A 17,424-nucleotide genomic window follows, 5' to 3' on the forward strand; every position below is an offset into this window, starting at 1 on the left:
ATAAGGCCCATTGATGGCGTGACATAGGCCCTCGGCCACTCGCGCGAAATCCCGGTGGGTGTCACCGGCGAAGGCATCGCGAAAATTCCGCACCCTTCAGGACTCCTCCAGTTCGCCCAGCCGCGACGTCCGCAGCCGGCTTGGCGTCAGCGCCCCGACCAGATCGAGGATGGGGTAGGCGATCGAGCAGATGTGCGAGTTGATGCGCTTGAGGTCGCTGATCAGGTCGATGTGCAGCGAACTGGTCTCGATGCTCAGCGCGGTCTGTTCCGACAGCCGGTCCAGGTGGGTGGATGCATAGGCGCGCTCCAGGTCGCGGAAGCGCGCCTTTTCCTGCAGCAGCTTCTGCGCGTCGCGCACATTGCCGTTCAGGAACACGCTCATGCCCAGCCGCAGGTTGGCCACCAGCCGCTGGTGCAGCTCCGCGATCTCGGCCATCCCGGCCTCGGAGAAATTGCGCTGCGGCTTGATCTTCTTGTCCTCGATGTCGATGATCACGCGCTCGATGATGTCGCCGATCTGCTCCATGTTGATGGTGAAGCTGATGATGTCGGTCCAGCGCCGGCTCTCGTCCTCGCCGAGCGCCTCGCGCGAAATCTTCGTCATGTAGTACTTGATGGATGAGTACAGCTCGTCCACCGTGTCGTCGAGCTGGCGCAACTCCTGCGCCAGTTGCAGGTCGTTGTTCCGGATCACGTTCAGCATGCCGATCAGCATGGTCTCGACGATGTCGGCCTGGTGCAGCGCCTCGCGCGCCGCGTTCGAAATGGCGAGGCTGGGCGTCGACAGCGCGGACGGGTCCAGGTGATGCTGCCGCTGCCTGGCAACGGACTCCACCGGCACCGGCATCAGCCGCGTCACCAGCGCGGCCACGCGGCTTGTCAGCCCGATGAAACCGACACTCACCACCACGTTGAAGGCCAGGTGATACAGCACCACCAGGTGCGTCGCGTCCGCCACATAGGGCCTCACGTGCTTGAGATACAGCCCGACGAACGGCGCGGCGACAGCCACGCCCAACAGCTTGAACACCAGGTTGCCGACGGTCACGTGGCGCACCGGAACGCTGGACTTCGCCGTCGTCAGCACGGCCAGGACGCCGCTGCCCAGGTTGGCGCCGAGCACCAGCCCCAGCGCGACGTCGAGCGGCACCAGGTTCGAACTGGCCATGGCCGCGACCAGCAGCACCACGGCCAGGCTCGAATAGGCCACCACCGCGAACGCCGCGCCGATGGTGATCTCCAGCAGCACATCGCTGTTGAGCGAGGCCAGCAGTGCGCGCACCGCGGGCGCGGAGAACAGCGGACCCGTCGCCTGCACCACCAGCTGCAGCGCCAGCAGCATCAATCCGAGCCCGATCAACACACGCCCGATGCGCCCCGCCGCGCTGGCCGAGCGGGTGATGAACAGCACCACGCCCACGAAGATGAACAATGGCGAAAGCCACGACAGGTCGGTGGAGAACAGCACCGCCATCAGGGCGGTGCCCACATCGGCGCCGCGCATCACGGCCAGCGCGGCCGGCAACGTCACCAGCCCTTGCCCGACGAAGGACGAAGTCATCAGCGAGGTGGCCGTGCTCGACTGCACCAGCGCCGTGACCGCGATGCCCGACAGGGCGGACGTGAAGCGATTGCGCATGCTGCGCGCGAGGAACTTGCGCAGGTTGGCCCCGAACACCCGCAGCACGCCGGTGCGAACGAGTTGGGTCCCCCAGACCAGCAGCGCAACCGCTGCCAACAAGTTCAACAAATGTTTCATGTAGCAGGGCCACTATAGGGCACGCCTGCCCCGTGCTCGTGTCTTGCCGCCCCCGCGGCGCCTGACGCGATGCTGCAAGTGGCCCGGCGACAACGCTTCGGCGTCGGCCGCGCGGGCGGTGCGGACCGGGCCTGACCCGGCCCCTCGGGCTCAGGTCTTCCTGACGCGCCGCAATTCGTCCAGCACCAGGCACACCGCGCCGATGGTGATCGCGCTGTCGGCCACGTTGAAGGCCGGGAAGTGCTTGCCGCCCAGGTGGAAGTCGAGGAAGTCGACCACGTAGCCGTGCATCATGCGGTCGATCACATTGCCGATGGCGCCGCCCAGGATGCAGGCCATCGCAAAGGAGAACAGCTTCTGCCCCGCGTGCTTCTTGAGCATCCAGAAAATGAACACGGCGGCCGCCACCCCGATGGCGGTGAACATCCATCGCTGCCAGCCCGCCGCATCGGCCAGGAACGAGAACGCAGCGCCCGTGTTGTGCGCCCGAACGATGTTGAAGAAGCCCGTGACCTCGGTCACGCCGCCGTACTGGTAGTAGCCGAGGATCAGCGTCTTGGTGAACTGGTCGACGATCAGGATGATCGCGGCCAGTCCCAGCCAGGGCCAGACGCCGGCGCCGAAGGCGGAGGCGGAGGAAGTAGAACGCTTACCGGCCATCAGGCATAGCTCCGTGCTTCGCCGGCGCCATGCAGGTTGCTGGTGCAGCGGCCGCAGATCGTCGGGTAGGCCGCATCGTGGCCGACGTCGGCGCGGTAGTGCCAGCAGCGCTCGCACTTGGTGTCGGTGCTGACCATCACCTTCGTCAGCACGGCGCTGCCCGCCACCAGCATGATGGCCGACGTGATGAACACGAACTTCAGGTCATCGCCCAGGCTGGCCAACAGTGCATGGTCTTCCGGTCCGGCCGTGAGTTCGATGTTGGCCTGCAAGGACGAGCCGACCTTGCCGTCGGCCCGCACCGCCTCGATCTGCTTGTTGACGTCGTCGCGGATCTCGCGGAGGCGGTTCCACTTGGCGAGCAGCGCTTCGTCCGGCGCGTCGAAGCGGCTGAACACTTGCGCGAAGATCGACTGGCCGTCGCCCACCAGCGCCCAGGCCTCTTCGGCCGTGAAGCTCAGGAACGGCGCCATCCAGCGCAGCATGGCTTGCGAGATGTGCCAGAGCGCGGTCTGCGCGCTGCGGCGCGCGTGCGAGCCCGCGGCGGTCGTGTAGAGCCGGTCCTTCAGGATGTCGAGGTAGAACGCGCCCAGGTCTTCCGAGCAGTACACCTGCAGCTTGGCCACGACCGGATGGAACTCGTAGACCTTGTAGTGCGCCAGGATCTCGGCCTGGAACTGCGCGGCGCGGCTCAAGGCATAGCGGTCGATCTCCAGCAACTGGTCGAGCGGCACGGCATCCTTCACGATGTCGAAGTCGCTGGTGTTCGCCAGCAGGAAGCGCAGCGTGTTGCGGATGCGCCGATACGCATCGACCACCCGCGCGAGGATCTTGTCGTCGCCGGCGATGTCGCCCGAATAGTCGCTGGCTGCGACCCACAGTCGGATGATTTCCGCGCCCAGCTTCTTGCTGACCTCCTGCGGGTCGATGCCGTTGCCGAGCGACTTGCTCATCTTGCGGCCCTGGCTGTCGACGGTGAAGCCGTGCGTCAGCAGGCCGCGGTAGGGCGCGCGATCTTCCAATGCGCAGGCGATCAAGAGCGAGGAATGGAACCAGCCGCGATGCTGGTCATGCCCTTCGAGGTACAGGTCGGCTTCGGGGCCCGTCGCGTGATGCACCGTCGGATGCGTGCCGCGCAGCACGTGCCAGAAGGTCGAGCCGGAGTCGAACCACACTTCGAGGATGTCGGTGCTCTTCGTGTAGTGGGGCGCGTCCTCGGCGCCGAGGATCTCCTCGGTCGTCACGCGGCTCCAGGCCTCGATGCCGCCTTCTTCCACGATGTCGGCGGCCTGGTCGAGGATCTCCATCGTGCGCGGATGCAGCTCGCCCGAATCCTTGTGCAGGAAGAAGGGGATCGGCACGCCCCAGCTGCGCTGGCGCGAGATGCACCAGTCGGGCCGGTTGGCGATCATGTCGTGCAGGCGCGCCTTGCCATTCTCGGGGTAGAAGCTGGTCTGCTCGATGGCTTCGAGTGCGGTCTGGCGCAGGGTCTTCGGCGCCTTGTCCTTGGTGAACACGCCTTCGCCCTCGTCCATGCGCACGAACCATTGGGCCGCCGCGCGGTAGATCACCGGCGTCTTGTGGCGCCAGCAGTGCGGGTAGCTGTGGGTGATGGCCTCGGTCGTCATCAGGCGGCCGGCGTCGCGCAGTGCCTGGATGATGACTGGCACCGCCTTCCAGATGTTCTGGCCGCCGAACAGCGGGAACTCCGGCGCGTAGCTGCCGTTGCCCTGCACCGGGTTCAGGATGTCGTCGTAGGCCACGCCGTGCGCGATGCAGGAGTTGAAGTCATCCACGCCATAGGCCGGCGAGGAGTGAACCAGGCCGGTGCCGTCGTCGGCGGTGGCGTAGTCGGCCAGGTAAACCGGCGACAGGCGCCTGTAGCCGGCATCGACGTCGTACAGCGGATGCTCGAACTCGAGCCCACCGAGCTTCTCGCCCTTGACGGTCGCCAGCACCTCGCCATCGAGCGCCCAGCGGTTCATGCACATCTCGACCAGCGAGGCGGCCAGCACCAGCAGGCCGCGCGAGGTGTCGACCAGCGCGTAGTCCAACTCGGGGTTGAGGTTGATCGCCTGGTTGGCCGGGATCGTCCATGCGGTCGTCGTCCAGATGACGGCGAAGGCGTCCTTGCTCAAGGCAGGCAGGTCGAAGGCGGCGGCGAGCCTGGCCAGGTCGTGCGCCTTGAAGGCCACGTCGACGGTCTGCGACTTCTTGTCCGCGTACTCGATCTCGAACTCGGCCAGCGACGAGCCGCAGTCGAAACACCAGTACACCGGCTTCAACCCGCGATACACGAAGCCGCGCTCGATCACGCGCTTGAACGCACGCAGTTCGCCGGCCTCGTTGGCGAAGTCCATCGTCTTGTAGGGATGGTCCCATTCGCCCAGCACGCCCAGCCGCTTGAAGTCGACCATCTGCTGCGCGATCTGCTCGGTGGCAAAGGCGCGGCTCTTGGCCTGCATGTCGTCGCGGCTCAGGTTGCGGCCGTACTTCTTCTCGATCGCGTTCTCGATCGGCAGGCCGTGGCAGTCCCAGCCCGGCACGTAGAGCGCGTCGAAGCCTTCGAGCTGCCGCTCCTTGGTGATCATGTCCTTCAGGATCTTGTTGACCGCATGGCCCATGTGGATCTGTCCGTTGGCATACGGCGGGCCGTCGTGCAGGATGAACTTGGGCGCGCCGACGCGTGCGTCGCGCAGGCGGTGGTAGCGGCCTTCGTCTTCCCATTGCTTGACCCAGCCCGGCTCGCGCTTGGCCATGTCGCCGCGCATCGGGAAGGGGGTGTCGGGCAGGTTGAGGGTGGCGCGGTAGTCGGTGGCGCCAGCGGTTTTGTTGTCGGACATGGGGGTTCCAGAAATCTGCGCTGCACATGCAACGCTCGAAGAATCGATGGGGCGTGAGGCGCGTCTGATCAAGGCGCGCGCCGCACGCGGCGGAAGCGAAGGTTCCGCTCTAAATTCGGTCGCGCGTGGTCTGGCGATGGGTGGAGGCGAAGAACGCGCGCGCATCGTCGCCATCCTTGGCGATGCCCGACATCAGGGCCTCGAGGCTGGGATAGCGCAATTCGTCGTGCAGTTTGTGCAGCAGTTCCACGCGGACGATTTTACCGTAGGCCCCCTGGCTGCCAAGTTCAGCAGCGAGCTCTGCGGGCCATTCGAGGCAATGTGTCTCCAGCAGCACCCGCCCGGCGTTCACGTCGTTGGCGTCGAGCGAAGGACGCACGCCCAGGTTGGCCACGCCCTGGATCGGCCGGTCGACCAGCCCGTGCACCAGCACCGCGAAGATCCCGTTGGCGGCTGGCTTCCAGTGCTTGAAGCGCAAGTTGAGCGTGGGAAAACCGAGGGTACGGCCCAGCTTGCGCCCATGCACGACATGGCCGCTGATGCTGTAGGGCCGGCCCAGCAGCGATTGAACCTCGGCCATGCGGCCCTTGCCCAAGGCTTCCCGAACCGCGGAACTCGACACGCGCATGCCGTGCACCTCGTAGCTCTGCATGCGCGCCACGTCGAAGCCCCGGAGGTCGCCAGCCGTATCGAGCGTCGCGTAGTCACCGGCCCGCTTGGCGCCGAAGCGGAAATCGTCTCCCACCAGCACATAGCGCGCACCCAGGCCCTTGACCAGCACGCGGTCGACGAACTCGTCTGGCGTCTGGCCGGCCAGGCGGGCATCGAAGGGCAGTACCACGGTCTGCGCCACGCCGCAGGCGGCCAGCTCGGTGAGCTTGTCGCGCAGCGTGCCGACGCGGGCCGGCGCCAGGTCCGGCTTTTTCATGATCGCGGCAAAGTAGTCGCGCGGATGGGGTTCGAAGGTCAGCACGCAACTCGGCAGGCCGCGATGACGCGCCTCGGTGTCGAGCAGCGCCAGCATGGCCTGGTGGCCACGGTGCACGCCGTCGAAATTGCCGATGGTGAGGGCGCATGCCGGCGCGATGCCGGGATGCCGGAACCCGCGGAAAACCTGCATGGTTGGTATCTTTTTGATAGCACGCTGCGCCCGCGGAATGGGCACACACGGGGCATATTGTCATAAAGCCGGTATATTGTGACGCAGTGCAACGAAAGCAGGCGGTCGCGGCCCGTTCCTTGCACCGGTAGCTGGTCTCTCTCCGTGGTCCGTCTTTTCTGGAGGCGTGGTGGTGAAGGTCTTGAAGCTGTCAGCCCAAGGGCTGCCCCAATCGTGGATTTCGCTCGAACAGGCGGTGACGCACTACGCCGCGGACGAAGTGCGCTGGGAAGCCGGCGGCGAGATCGCGTTGTTCCGCGGCGGGCACAACGCCTTGACGGGGAAGCAGTCGCAGATCGTCATCAACAGCATCATCGGCACCAAGGGCGTGCCGCGCATCAATCCCTTCAAGCAGCGCCCGGGCCTCACCAACAGCAAGCTCTTCGCCCGCGACCGCAACATCTGTGCGTACTGCGGCGGCCACTTCCATGAAGACGACCTGACGCGAGAGCACATCATTCCCTTCGCCCAGAACGGCGTCGACGTGTGGATGAACGTGGTCACGGCCTGCAAGCCCTGCAACCATCGCAAGAGCAGCCGCACGCCCGAGCAGGCCAACATGCCCCTTCTCTACGCGCCTTATGTGCCCAGCCTGTGGGAAGACTTCATTCTGCGCAACCGGCGCATCCTGGCGGACCAGATGGAATTTCTCATGGCGCACTTGCCGCAGTCTTCGCGCCTGCACGGGTAGTCAGTAGGTCAGCTCCAAGAGCGTCATGTGACCTTGCGCTGCTGGCCACGTCAGGCCCGTGATGCGCTCGCCGTTGAACTCGCCGGTGATGGCGCGTTGCGCGCCGTTGTCGAGCTTGATCTTTGAACTGGAGACGCCTGCGCCCCTGGGCGGCACGCCGGGAAGCACAGTCTGTCCGTCGAAGCGCATGGTGTCGCGCTGCGCGTCAAAGTAGCCGCGTGGGCGGGTCAGGATGACGATGGCCTGGGCGTCGCGGTCCGCGGGCAGGATGCGGTCCGGGCGCAGATTGACTACGCTGCTGCTGCGGGGGAACGGGCTGCGGTAGATGTGCGTCGTGGCATAGCCGGGGGCGATGACCTCGAATTCGTAGGCCGTGCCGGGCTGTGACGCGAACGGCCCCCACCGGCCATCCGTGCCGACGGTCTTGCGATGCGCGGCATCACCTCGGCGCACGCCCGTGATTGGGTCGGTGGCGTAGACCGCGACCTGTGCGCCGACCAGCGGCAGGTTGTTCGTGAACTGGCCGCTGGCCGGGTCAGTGCTGGAAAGGCCGAAGCCGGTCACGCGCCCGTCGAGCGTCAGGGCGGATTCCGGCGCGATGTCCATGGACTTCGGTGGCGCGCCCGTGAGGAACTGCCAGGTCGCGGCGAAGGCGGCCGGCGAGAAGGAGGTCTCGCGGTGGTCCACGCGCTGCAGCACCTGGTTGGTCGCGCCCTTCAGAGCGGGGCCGTCGTAGGGCACGTTGGTCGCCTTGCCCGGTGCGCCGATCCAGACACCGTCGGGCTGCGCGAACTTGTCGTTGTTGTCGGAGCGCAGCGTCAGCCATTTCACGCCGGGCGTGACCTCGTCCCCGTTCGGGCCCTTCGGCGCGTTGAGTCGCAGGATGAACGTCGACAGCGCAGAAAACTCGCTTTGTTCGTTGAAGCCCGGGATCGCCCAGATGCCATGCGCCGGGTTGCCGCCCAGCACGACCTGGCTCACTTTGCTCGCGCCGCCACCGTTCTGCACATAGTTGCGGATCGTGTTGCCGCCGCGCGAATTGCCGATCAGGATGACCTTGCTGGCGCCGGTTGCCTTCAGCACGCGATCGACTTCGCCCTGCAGGAAAGCCATCGACTCGGCTGTCGAAGAGCGACCCGCCTGCGGCACGTTGTCGTTGTCGCGCGCCAGCGGCATCGGCTGGTCGAGCGCGATGAGCCGGTCGCGCGGCCAGCCATTTGTTTCAAAGCGCCAGATCGTCGTCTGCCACAGCGCCGCTGAATCGCCGTTGCCGTGGACGAAGACGATGGGCGGTCGGTCAGCGGACGAAGGCATGGTGGAGCAGGCGGCAAGCAAGGACGTGACCAGGCCGGTGGCGAGGATGTGACGGCGAGTGTGCATGGTGTTCCTCAAGTGCAAACAACAACGCCCGTCAGCATTTGCCAACGGGCGTTGATTCATTTTGACGGTGCAGCGGAACCGGTTTGCCGGCGCGCTGGTCTTGCTCTTCCCGAGGAGCGAAAGCGGCACGCAATACCGCGATCCTCGGGGCGATCAAAGGCCTCAGGCGAAGACGCCAGCGGTGTCGTTCATGCGTGCCGACACCTCGCCCAGGTGATGCATCGAATCGCCGAAGGTCATCTCCATTTGCGTCAGCTTGCGGAAGTAGTGGCTGCCGATGTACTCGTCCGTCACCCCGATGCCGCCGTGCAACTGAACCGAGTTGGCGCCGACGAAGCGCATGGCCACGCCAAGCTGGTACTTCGCCCGCGCCATCGCCTGGCGGCGTTCGGCCGTGGGGGCGTTGAGCTTGAGCGTGGCGTAGTAGCTCATCGAGCGCGCCAGTTCCAGTTGCATCTTCATGTCCGCGACGCGGTGGCGCAGGGCCTGGAAGCTGCCGATCGTCACCCCGAACTGCTTGCGCTGGTTCAGGTATTCGACGGTGATGTCCATCGTCTTGTCCAGCACGCCGACCGCTTCGGCGCAGGTGGCGGCGATGCCGACGTCAACTGCGTGTTCGAGGGCCGCGAGGCCGTCCCTGGTGATCAGGGTGCCCGCAGCCTTGTCGAACACCACTTCGGCGCCACGGCTGCCGTCCTGCAATCCGTAGCCGCGTGCCTCGACGCCGCTGGCCGAGCGCTCGACCAGGAAGAGGGCGATCTTGCCGTCGAGTTGCGCGGGCACGAGGTACGCGTCGGCTTCGTCGCCGACCGGCACGATGCTCTTCTCGCCGGTCACCGTGTAGCCGCTGCCGGCCGCAGTGGCCTGGGCGGCGCACTGGTCGAGCTTGTAGCGGGCCTTGCGCTCCTGGTAGGCGAGCACCACGATGGCCTGGCCGCCGGCGATGCGCGGCAACCAGTTTTCCTTCAGGGCTTCGTCGCCGTGGGCGGCCAGCACCGCGCCGGAAATCAGCGCCTGGGCCAGGGGCTCAAGCACGATGCCGCGGCCCAGTTCTTCCATCACGACCATGCCTTCGACCGGACCCATGCCCATGCCACCATCGTCTTCGGGAATGTAGAGGCCGGCCAACCCGAGGCCGGCCAGTTCCTCGTAGGCTTCGCGGGAGAAGCCGCCCGCTGCTTCGGTGGCACTGCGGCGTGCGAAATCGTAGCCCTTGTCGACCCACTTGCGAACGGCGTCGCGCAGTTGTTCCTGGTCGTCAGAAAAATTGAAATCCATTGTTTTGGTCTCCTCAGCCCAGGACGGTTTGCGCCACGATGTTGCGCTGCACTTCGTTGCTGCCACCGTAGATGGTGGTCTTGCGCATGTTGAAGAAGGTCGATGCCAGCGGCGCCAGGTTTGGATGGCCGCCCGGGAAGTTGCCTTGCCAGCCGGCTTCCATCGCTTCGCGGATGAGCGGCAGCGAGTACGGGCCGCCGGCGAGCATCATGAGTTCGCTGTAGCGCTGCTGGATCTCGCTGCCACGGATCTTCAGCAGGCCAGCCACGTCGAGCGAGTTCTTGCCGGAGGTTGCGGCCGACAGCACGCGCAGCACCATCATCTCGAGCGCGACGACGTCGATTTCGAGCTTGGCGACCTCGTCGCGGAAGCGCTGGTCTTCCCACACGCCTTCCTGCTTCGCGATGCGCTTGAGGCGCTCCAGCTCGCGCTTGGCGCGGTTCACGTCGGCGATGTTGGTGCGCTCGTGCGAGAGCAGGTGCTTGGCATAGGTCCAGCCCTTGTTCTCCTCGCCGATCAGGTTCTCGACCGGCACTTCGACGTTGTCGAAGAACACTTCGTTCACTTCGACGCTGCCGTCGATCAGCTTGATCGGGCGCACCGTCACGCCGGGCGACTTCATGTCGAGCAGCAGGAAGCTGATGCCGGTCTGCGGCTTGCCTTCGCTGCTGGTGCGCACGAGGTTGAACATCCAGTCGCCATGCTGGCCGAGGGTGGTCCAGGTCTTCTGGCCGTTGACGATGTACTTGTCGCCCTTGCGCTCGGCCTTGGTCTTGACGGATGCCAGGTCGGAACCGGAGCCCGGTTCGCTGTAGCCCTGGCTCCACCAGACTTCGCCGCTGGCGATGCCGGGCAGGAAGCGTTTTTGCTGCTCCTCATTGCCGAAAGCCTGGATCACCGGCGCGACCATGACCGGGCCGAAGGGAATGATGCGGGGCGCGCCAGCCAGCGCGCACTCTTCCTCGAACAAGTGCCGTTGCACCGCGGTCCAGCCCGGGCCGCCGAACTTGGCGGGCCAGCCGTAGCCCAGCCAGCCCTTCTTGCCAAGGATCTTGGCCCAGTTCTGCAGATCGTCGCGCGTCAATTCCAACGCGTTGTGGACCTTGTGGGCGGTCTCCTTCGGAAGGTTTTCCTTGACCCAGGCGCGAATCTCTTCGCGGAACTTCTGTTCTTCGGGCGTGAAGCTCAAATCCATGCTTGCCTCTCCAATTTGTCCGGTGCCGCCGAAGGGCGGCTGTCTCCGTGCCGGCCAGCGTTTTAGCACGAGCGTGCGAATGCGAGGTGTCCGCGCGGCGACAAGGACCGGCAGTTTAGGCCGGGGCTTCGCCCGAGGCCGTGCCGGGATAATCCGGGCCCAATGCAGAAGAACATCGTGATCCTGATTTCCGGCGGCGGCTCCAACATGGCGGCCATCGTGCGCGCGGCCACTCGGGGTCGCTGGGCTGAGCGATTCGATGCGCGCGTGGCGGCGGTGATCAGCAACAAGCCGGCGGCCGGCGGCTTGCAGTTCGCAAAAGACCTGGGCGTCGTCACTGCAGCGGTGGACCATCGTGGCTTCGCAGCGCGCGAGGATTTCGACGCCGCGCTCTCCAGGGAAATCGACCAGCACGCACCGGCGCTCGTCGTGCTCGCGGGCTTCATGCGGATTCTCACGCCGGGCTTCGTCAACCACTACGCCGGACGACTCATCAACATCCATCCGTCCTTGCTGCCGGCGTTTCCCGGCCTGCACACGCATCGGCGCGCCCTCGAGGCTGGCTGCAAGGTGGCCGGCGTGACGGTGCACCAGGTGACGACGGAACTGGACCACGGACCGATCCTCGCGCAGGCGGTGGTGCCCGTCCTGCCAGACGACGATGCCGCGACACTGGCCGCGCGCGTGCTCACCCAGGAGCACCGCATCTACCCTCACGCGATCGAGGGATGGCTCGCTACCCGGTAATGTGACAAAATGTTTCAACTACGGTGGGCCGACTGGGCTCACCGGGTGTTGACCGGGAAACATCGAGATCGCATCCCTGGAAGATCATGGCCGGATTCGCCTGCACCGACGGGCGTCCCGGCCGCGCCTTCACGGGATCCTGGCGAAGCGCGCTTGCGCGACGCCGTTGATTTCGACCGTCTCGCCGAACATCGCCGCCGGTCGCACCCAGAGGCCATGGCTGCCGTAGAGGGCGCGGTAGAGCGTCATGGGCTCCAGCGTCTCGCTGTGGCGCACGGTGCCGAGGACCTCGTATTCGCCGCCCTTGTAGTGGCGGTAGCGGCCGGGCGGGGTTTCAATGAACGGCGGCAGGTCGGCGTCTTGCATGTAGCTTCGTGAAAGTGGTTTGTGGAACGGGCAGATTTCATTCACCTCGTCCGGCTGAGCGAGCATGCCAGCGCGGAAGACAGTGTGCGCTACCGGCGCGGCGTGGCGCTGTTCGCGGCGCTCGGCTACCTGTGGGTCATCGCCTGCCTGGTGCTCGCCTTGGCCGTGTTCGCCTGGGCGCTCGGCTCGGTGGTCCATGGAAGATTCCACGTCGGCCGACTGTGGGCGCTGGCGTTTGGCGCGGGCCTGTTCTGGGTCACCTTGCGTGCGCTGTGGGTGCGTTTCGACGCGCCGGACGGAATGCGACTCGAACGCGCGGATGCCCCAGGCTTGTTCGAGGCGCTCGATCGCATCCGCCACAAGATCGGCGGCCCGCCGATCCACGAGGTCTACGTCGACGACCAGTTCAACGCCAGCATCCGCCAGACGCCGCGCTACGGGATCTTTGGCGGCGCGGTCAACTGCCTGTGCGTCGGGTTGCCGCTGCTGATGGCGCTGGACCGGCGCCGGGTGCTGTCGGTGCTGGCCCACGAATACGGCCACCTGCGCGGCAACCACGGTCGCCTCAGCGCGTGGATCTACCGAACGCGCCTGTCGTGGCTGAAACTCGACGCCAGCCTGCAACGCGACGAAGGCGTGATGGCGCTGGCATCGCAGGCCTTTTTCCGCTGGTACTTCCCGCGCTTTGCGGCGCGCACCTTCGCGCTCGCCCGCCAGGACGAGTATGAAGCCGACCGCATCTCCTCCTGGCTGCTGGGCAGCAAGGTCGCGGCCTATGCGCTGACGGAGATCGCCATCAAGGGCCAGTGGTATGCCGATCACTTCTGGGCCGAGCACTGGGCACGCGCTGCGAAGGACGACGTCGTGGTCGGACCCTTCGTCGCGCTGCGCGAGCGCATGGCCGGGGCGCCGGCGCCCGCTTTTGCGAGCCAGGCCCTGCGCAATGTATTGAGCCGCGTGAGCGACATCGACGACACGCACCCGGCACTGCGCGACCGCCTGGAAGCCTTCGACCGGCGGCCGGAACTGCCGTCGTGGTCGGCCAAGTCCGCGCTGCACCTGCTTGCGGACCCGGAACGCTGGATCGCCCATTTCGATCGCCAATGGTGCCTGCGCCATGCAGAAGACTGGAAGCAGCACCGCGCCTGGCTGGGTCGCATCCGCGAGCGCGTCGCGGTGCTGGCCGCCGGTGCGGCACGTCACAGCGCCGACGAGATGGTCGAATGGGCCGACCTGGAACGCCGGCTCGACCGCAACGCACCGGTGCGCGACCGCTACGAACGCGCACTGGCCCTCACGCCCAACCATGCCGGCGCGCTGCGCGGGCTGATCCAGCTTCTGCCGGTGCATGACCGGGAAGGCGGCCTGCGGCTGCTCGAGGAACTGCATGCCGCCGACGCGCCCAGCCGCTGGTGGGCCGCGCAACACGCGGTCGGCCTGCTGGAGAACCCCGACGGTGGGCCGCACGATGCCATCGCGCTGAAGCATTGGCGCGCCCGCCGCAAGGATGCGGAAGATGCCGAGACGCGCGCGTGGGAAGAGGTCGTCGATACGCAGTACTTCAGCCAGATCGCGCGGCACGACCTCAGCGATTTCGAGCTGGGAGAGCTGCGCGCCGACTTCGTGCGCTGCAAACCGATCCAGACGGCATGGGTGGTGCGCAAGAACCTGCGCGAGTTCCCCTGGCGGCGCTGCTACATCGTGTTCCTCCAACTGCCCGAAGAGATGGACGACAGCGATCGCTACGACCTGTGCCGCTCCCTCGAACGCACGGCCAGCCTTCCCGGAACGGCGCTGGTGCTCTGGGCCGGCCACTCGCCCACGCTCGACGAGATCGAGCGCCAGGCCTTCGAACCTGTCTGGGCCCGCGGCCTCTGACATCACCCATCCGCGGAAAGCGGGGCGAACGGGTCGCAATGGGACAATCGCCCCATGCATCCCAAAGCCCTGTTGGAGGCGACCGCCGATCTGGTCGGCCTCGTCCTCAAGTTCGATCATCCCGCTGACGCTGTCGTCTCGCGCTTCTTTCGCGAGCACCGGGAGTTTGGTCCGCGCGAGCGCGCCACACTGGCCGAAACCGTCTACACCGTGCTGCGCAAGAAGCTTCTGTTCGACCACCTGTCGCCTTCGGGCAGTGGCGCCAAGGAGCGCCGCATGGCCATCCTCGGCTTTCATGGACCGCGCGATTTCCTGAAAAGCGCGCTCAACGACACCGAGAAGCGCTGGCTCGACAACTGCGACGCGGTCAACGAGGCGGACCTGCTCGAGCGCCATCGTCACAACCTGCCGGAATGGCTCGTGAACCCGCTGAAAGCGCAACTCGGCGACGGCTTCTGGCCGTTGGTGCAAAGCCTCCAGCAACCTGCGCCGCTGGACCTGCGCGTCAACATGCTCAACGACAAGCGCGCCGATGTGCAGAAGGAACTCAAGCTGGCTGGCATTGCCGCGAAGCCCACGCACTTTTCCCCCTGGGGCCTGCGCATCGACGGCAAGCCGGCCATCAACAAGATCGACGCTTTTGCCCGCGGCGCCATCGAGGTGCAGGACGAAGGTTCCCAGTTGCTCGCCCTGCTGCTCGACGCGCACCGCGGCGAGATGGTCGTGGATTTCTGCGCTGGCGCCGGTGGCAAGACGCTGGCCATCGGCGCCTCCATGCGCAACACCGGTCGCCTCTATGCCTTTGACACCTCGGCCCACCGTCTCGACGCGCTCAAGCCGCGGCTGGCACGCAGCAAGCTGTCGAACGTCCACCCGGCAGCGATCGCGCACGAGCGCGACGATCGGATCAAGCGCCTCGCCGGCAAGATCGATCGCGTGTTGGTCGATGCGCCGTGTTCCGGGCTTGGAACCCTGCGTCGCAATCCCGACCTCAAATGGCGTCAATCGGTCAAGTCGGTGGCTGAATTGACGGCCAAGCAGACAGCGATCCTGCAAAGCGCATCCCGACTGCTCAAACCTGGCGGCCGGCTGATCTATGCCACCTGCAGCGTACTGCCGGAGGAAAACGAGGCCATCGCCGAGGCGTTCTCCGCGGCCAACCCGGATTTCATGGTGCAGGAGGCAGGTGAACTGCTCGCCGGCCTCAAGGTGGAAAACGCGGCCAACCTGTGCTCAGGTGGCGACTCCGGCCTGCGTTACCTGCGCCTTTGGCCGCACGTTCATTCGACGGACGGCTTCTTTGCGGCGGTGTGGGAGCGCAAGTAGCCGTGTTAGGGAAGTAACCCCAAAGACGCGGGAAACGTCTGACAGATCAAGGATTTAGCCCCTTTTTTGGGCACAAACCCTTAAAATAGAAGGCTACCAAGCAAGCCGCACCTTCGTGTGGCTACGGAGTAATTAAATCAATGATGCTTCCTGACTCTGCCGTTCTGAGCGCGGCCATCGACTGGCTCGGACACGGATTGTGGGACCTCACATGGTGGCAAATCGTGTTGTACACGCTCGCCACCACGCACATCACCATTGCCGCGGTCACCATCTTCCTGCATCGCACGCAAACCCATCGCGCCATGGATCTGGGTCCGATCCCGTCGCACTTCTTCCGCTTCTGGCTGTGGATCGGCACCGGCATGGTGACCAAGGAATGGGTCGCCATCCACCGCAAGCACCACGCCAAATGCGAAACCGTGGACGATCCGCACAGCCCGCAAGTCAAGGGCATCGACGAAGTGTTCTGGCGCGGCGCCGAACTGTATCGCGCGGAATCGAAGAACAAGGAAACCATCGACCGTTATGGCCATGGCACGCCGGACGACTGGATCGAGCGCAACCTCTACAGCCGCTACAGCTGGCAGGGCGTCGGCCTGATGCTGGTGCTCAACCTGGCGCTCTTCGGTGCGCTCGGCATGGCGGTGTGGGCGGTCCAGATGCTCTGGATCCCGGTCACGGCCGCCGGCGTCATCAACGGCATCGGCCACTATTGGGGCTATCGCAACTTCGAGGCGCCTGACGCCAGCCGTAACATCTCGCCATGGGGCTTGCTGATCGGCGGCGAAGAGCTGCATAACAACCATCACACCTACCCGACCTCGGCCAAGTTCTCGGTCAAGAAGTACGAGTTCGACATCGGCTGGGTCTACATCCAGATGATGCAGAAGATCGGCTGGGCCAAGGTCAAGAAGGTTCCGCCGAAGATGCTGATTGGCGACATCCAGCCCGTGGCCGACGAGAAGACGCTTGAGGCAGTCATCGCCAACCGATACGAAGTCATGGCCGGCTATGCCAGCCAGATGCGTCGTACCGTCAACGATGAACTGGCCCAGCTCAAGGCCAAGGGCGCCGACCTGTCGGTGCTGAAGGCGGCCAATCGCTGGCTGCATCGCGACGACGACAAGGTGCCGGCGGATGCCCGTCCGAACCTGGTGCAGGCCCGTGCCGCGTCTCCGGTGATCGACAAGATGGTCACGATGCGCGAAGAGTTGCGCCAGCTCTGGCTCAACACCACGCAGTCTCGTGAGCAACTCGCGGCTGACCTGGCAGGCTGGTGCCGCCGTGCGGAAGCCAGTGGCATCGCTGCCCTGCGCGAGTTCTCGATTCGCCTGCGCGCTGCGCGCGGCTGACAGGCGAGAAGACACGCAAGCGAAGCGGCACGACCGCTGCCCTTGCCCAGAAAAGCCGGCCCAGCGCCGGCTTTTTGCTGCGCGCCATTTACCTTGCTTTCAAGCCGCGGCCCGGCCCCGGCCCCAGTCGCTCCGCGGATCAAGCAATCAAGCGAACAAGTCGACAAGGCAATGCCTTGTCGACCGGAGCTGGAGTCAAGAAAGTCGAGCGTTGCTTCATGGGACGGCGAAAAGGCCTGGGCAACAAAAAACCCGCTGGATCACAGCGGGCTTTTGGGAAACAAACAGGCCGAATTACTTCAGCTTGATTTCCTTGTATTCGACGTGCTTGCGCGCCTTGGGGTCGAACTTCATGATCGACATCTTTTCAGGCATCGTCTTCTTGTTCTTGCTGGTCGTGTAGAAGTGGCCGGTACCCGCGGTGGATTCCAGCTTGATCTTTTCGCGTCCGCCTTTGCTCGTTGCCATGATTCAGCTCCTTAAGCTTGGCCGCGTGCGCGCAGGTCTGCGAGCACGGCGTCGATGCCGTTCTTGTCGATCAGGCGCAGGGCAGCGCTCGAAACACGCAGGCGAACCCAGCGGTTTTCCGTTTCGACCCAGAAACGACGGTATTGCAGGTTCGGCAGGAACCGGCGCTTGGTTTTGTTGTTGGCGTGGGAAACGTTGTTCCCGACCATCGGGCCCTTGCCCGTTACGTCACATACGCGTGCCATGTGGACACTCTTTCATGAACAGCTGGCACCCAATGAACCGGGAGGCTCTCGCAACAGGGCGTCGCGGGGTGT

General features: G+C 65.4%; 15 protein-coding genes. 5 read left to right on the forward strand and 10 right to left on the reverse strand.

The features are described 5' to 3' along the window. Positions 1-96 precede the first annotated feature (96 nt). From HCU76_RS00360 to HCU76_RS00375, 4 genes are all read right to left on the reverse strand, one after another. Positions 97-1,761, reverse strand: a complete 1,665-nt coding sequence (locus HCU76_RS00360; protein WP_218508141.1) for a Na/Pi cotransporter family protein — start codon at positions 1,759-1,761, stop codon at positions 97-99. 150 nt (positions 1,762-1,911) lie between these two features. Further along, the gene (lspA, locus tag HCU76_RS00365) at positions 1,912-2,421 is read right to left on the reverse strand and encodes a signal peptidase II (protein WP_213955013.1); all 510 of its coding nucleotides are present in this window, start codon (positions 2,419-2,421) and stop codon (positions 1,912-1,914) included. Continuing rightward, positions 2,421-5,264, reverse strand: a complete 2,844-nt coding sequence (gene ileS / locus HCU76_RS00370) for an isoleucine--tRNA ligase (RefSeq protein ID WP_218508142.1) — start codon at positions 5,262-5,264, stop codon at positions 2,421-2,423. The genes lspA and ileS overlap by 1 nt, the downstream gene beginning before the upstream one ends. A gap of 109 nt (positions 5,265-5,373) precedes the next feature. Next, entirely contained in the window at positions 5,374-6,384 is a 1,011-nt protein-coding gene (locus HCU76_RS00375; RefSeq protein WP_218508143.1) for a bifunctional riboflavin kinase/FAD synthetase, read from the reverse strand. Positions 6,385-6,556: 172 nt separating this feature from the next. Between HCU76_RS00375 and HCU76_RS00380 the strand changes: the two genes are divergently transcribed. Then, positions 6,557-7,114 carry an HNH endonuclease gene (locus HCU76_RS00380; RefSeq protein WP_218508144.1) on the forward strand — a complete coding sequence of 186 codons (558 nt, stop codon included), beginning with the start codon at positions 6,557-6,559 and terminating at the stop codon, positions 7,112-7,114. Here the strand turns inward: HCU76_RS00380 and HCU76_RS00385 are convergent, their stop codons facing one another. The 3 genes from HCU76_RS00385 to HCU76_RS00395 all read right to left on the reverse strand — a co-directional run bounded on the left by HCU76_RS00385 (position 7,115) and on the right by HCU76_RS00395 (position 10,967). After that, the gene (locus HCU76_RS00385; protein ID WP_218508145.1) at positions 7,115-8,494 is read right to left on the reverse strand and encodes an alpha/beta fold hydrolase; all 1,380 of its coding nucleotides are present in this window, start codon (positions 8,492-8,494) and stop codon (positions 7,115-7,117) included. 162 nt (positions 8,495-8,656) lie between these two features. After that, positions 8,657-9,772, reverse strand: a complete 1,116-nt coding sequence (locus HCU76_RS00390; protein ID WP_218508146.1) for an acyl-CoA dehydrogenase family protein — start codon at positions 9,770-9,772, stop codon at positions 8,657-8,659. Between the two features lie 13 nt (positions 9,773-9,785). Continuing rightward, a complete protein-coding gene (locus HCU76_RS00395) occupies positions 9,786-10,967 on the reverse strand; it encodes an acyl-CoA dehydrogenase family protein (protein ID WP_213955007.1) in 1,182 nt (393 codons plus the stop codon). 162 nt (positions 10,968-11,129) lie between these two features. Between HCU76_RS00395 and purN the strand changes: the two genes are divergently transcribed. After that, a complete protein-coding gene (gene purN / locus HCU76_RS00400) occupies positions 11,130-11,714 on the forward strand; it encodes a phosphoribosylglycinamide formyltransferase (protein WP_213955006.1) in 585 nt (194 codons plus the stop codon). 129 nt (positions 11,715-11,843) lie between these two features. Here purN and HCU76_RS00405 read toward each other — a convergent pair whose 3' ends face one another. Continuing rightward, the gene (locus HCU76_RS00405) at positions 11,844-12,080 is read right to left on the reverse strand and encodes a DUF1653 domain-containing protein (protein WP_213955005.1); all 237 of its coding nucleotides are present in this window, start codon (positions 12,078-12,080) and stop codon (positions 11,844-11,846) included. A gap of 21 nt (positions 12,081-12,101) precedes the next feature. On the opposite strand from HCU76_RS00405, the gene HCU76_RS00410 reads away from it, so the two are divergent. The 3 genes from HCU76_RS00410 (at position 12,102) to HCU76_RS00420 (ending at position 16,639) form a co-directional block, all read left to right on the forward strand. Further along, on the forward strand, positions 12,102-13,958 hold the full coding sequence (locus HCU76_RS00410) for a M48 family metallopeptidase (RefSeq protein WP_213955004.1): 1,857 nt from the start codon (positions 12,102-12,104) through the stop codon (positions 13,956-13,958). A gap of 54 nt (positions 13,959-14,012) precedes the next feature. After that, positions 14,013-15,284 (forward strand): RsmB/NOP family class I SAM-dependent RNA methyltransferase, encoded by a 1,272-nt coding sequence (locus tag HCU76_RS00415; RefSeq protein WP_213955003.1) that lies wholly within the window; start codon positions 14,013-14,015, stop codon positions 15,282-15,284. Between the two features lie 140 nt (positions 15,285-15,424). Further along, positions 15,425-16,639, forward strand: a complete 1,215-nt coding sequence (locus tag HCU76_RS00420; protein WP_213955002.1) for a fatty acid desaturase — start codon at positions 15,425-15,427, stop codon at positions 16,637-16,639. A gap of 294 nt (positions 16,640-16,933) precedes the next feature. On the opposite strand, the gene rpmG is transcribed toward HCU76_RS00420, so the two are convergent. After that, the gene (rpmG, locus tag HCU76_RS00425) at positions 16,934-17,107 is read right to left on the reverse strand and encodes a 50S ribosomal protein L33 (protein ID WP_007830291.1); all 174 of its coding nucleotides are present in this window, start codon (positions 17,105-17,107) and stop codon (positions 16,934-16,936) included. A gap of 11 nt (positions 17,108-17,118) precedes the next feature. Further along, entirely contained in the window at positions 17,119-17,352 is a 234-nt protein-coding gene (gene rpmB / locus HCU76_RS00430) for a 50S ribosomal protein L28 (protein WP_007830293.1), read from the reverse strand. Positions 17,353-17,424 lie beyond the last annotated feature (72 nt).

Source organism: Variovorax sp. dw_308, from assembly GCF_019207085.1.
GTDB lineage: Bacteria > Pseudomonadota > Gammaproteobacteria > Burkholderiales > Burkholderiaceae_C > Variovorax.

Coding starts and splice junctions, on each gene's coding strand:
- HCU76_RS00360 (WP_218508141.1), bottom strand. CDS start 1,761: ATGAAACATTTGTTGAACTTGTTGGCAGCGGTTGCGCTGCTGGTCTGG.
- lspA (WP_213955013.1), bottom strand. CDS start 2,421: ATGGCCGGTAAGCGTTCTACTTCCTCCGCCTCCGCCTTCGGCGCCGGC.
- ileS (WP_218508142.1), bottom strand. CDS start 5,264: ATGTCCGACAACAAAACCGCTGGCGCCACCGACTACCGCGCCACCCTC.
- HCU76_RS00375 (WP_218508143.1), bottom strand. CDS start 6,384: ATGCAGGTTTTCCGCGGGTTCCGGCATCCCGGCATCGCGCCGGCATGC.
- HCU76_RS00385 (WP_218508145.1), bottom strand. CDS start 8,494: ATGCACACTCGCCGTCACATCCTCGCCACCGGCCTGGTCACGTCCTTG.
- HCU76_RS00390 (WP_218508146.1), bottom strand. CDS start 9,772: ATGGATTTCAATTTTTCTGACGACCAGGAACAACTGCGCGACGCCGTT.
- HCU76_RS00395 (WP_213955007.1), bottom strand. CDS start 10,967: ATGGATTTGAGCTTCACGCCCGAAGAACAGAAGTTCCGCGAAGAGATT.
- purN (WP_213955006.1), top strand. CDS start 11,130: ATGCAGAAGAACATCGTGATCCTGATTTCCGGCGGCGGCTCCAACATG.
- HCU76_RS00405 (WP_213955005.1), bottom strand. CDS start 12,080: ATGCAAGACGCCGACCTGCCGCCGTTCATTGAAACCCCGCCCGGCCGC.
- HCU76_RS00415 (WP_213955003.1), top strand. CDS start 14,013: ATGCATCCCAAAGCCCTGTTGGAGGCGACCGCCGATCTGGTCGGCCTC.
- HCU76_RS00420 (WP_213955002.1), top strand. CDS start 15,425: ATGATGCTTCCTGACTCTGCCGTTCTGAGCGCGGCCATCGACTGGCTC.
- rpmG (WP_007830291.1), bottom strand. CDS start 17,107: ATGGCAACGAGCAAAGGCGGACGCGAAAAGATCAAGCTGGAATCCACC.
- rpmB (WP_007830293.1), bottom strand. CDS start 17,352: ATGGCACGCGTATGTGACGTAACGGGCAAGGGCCCGATGGTCGGGAAC.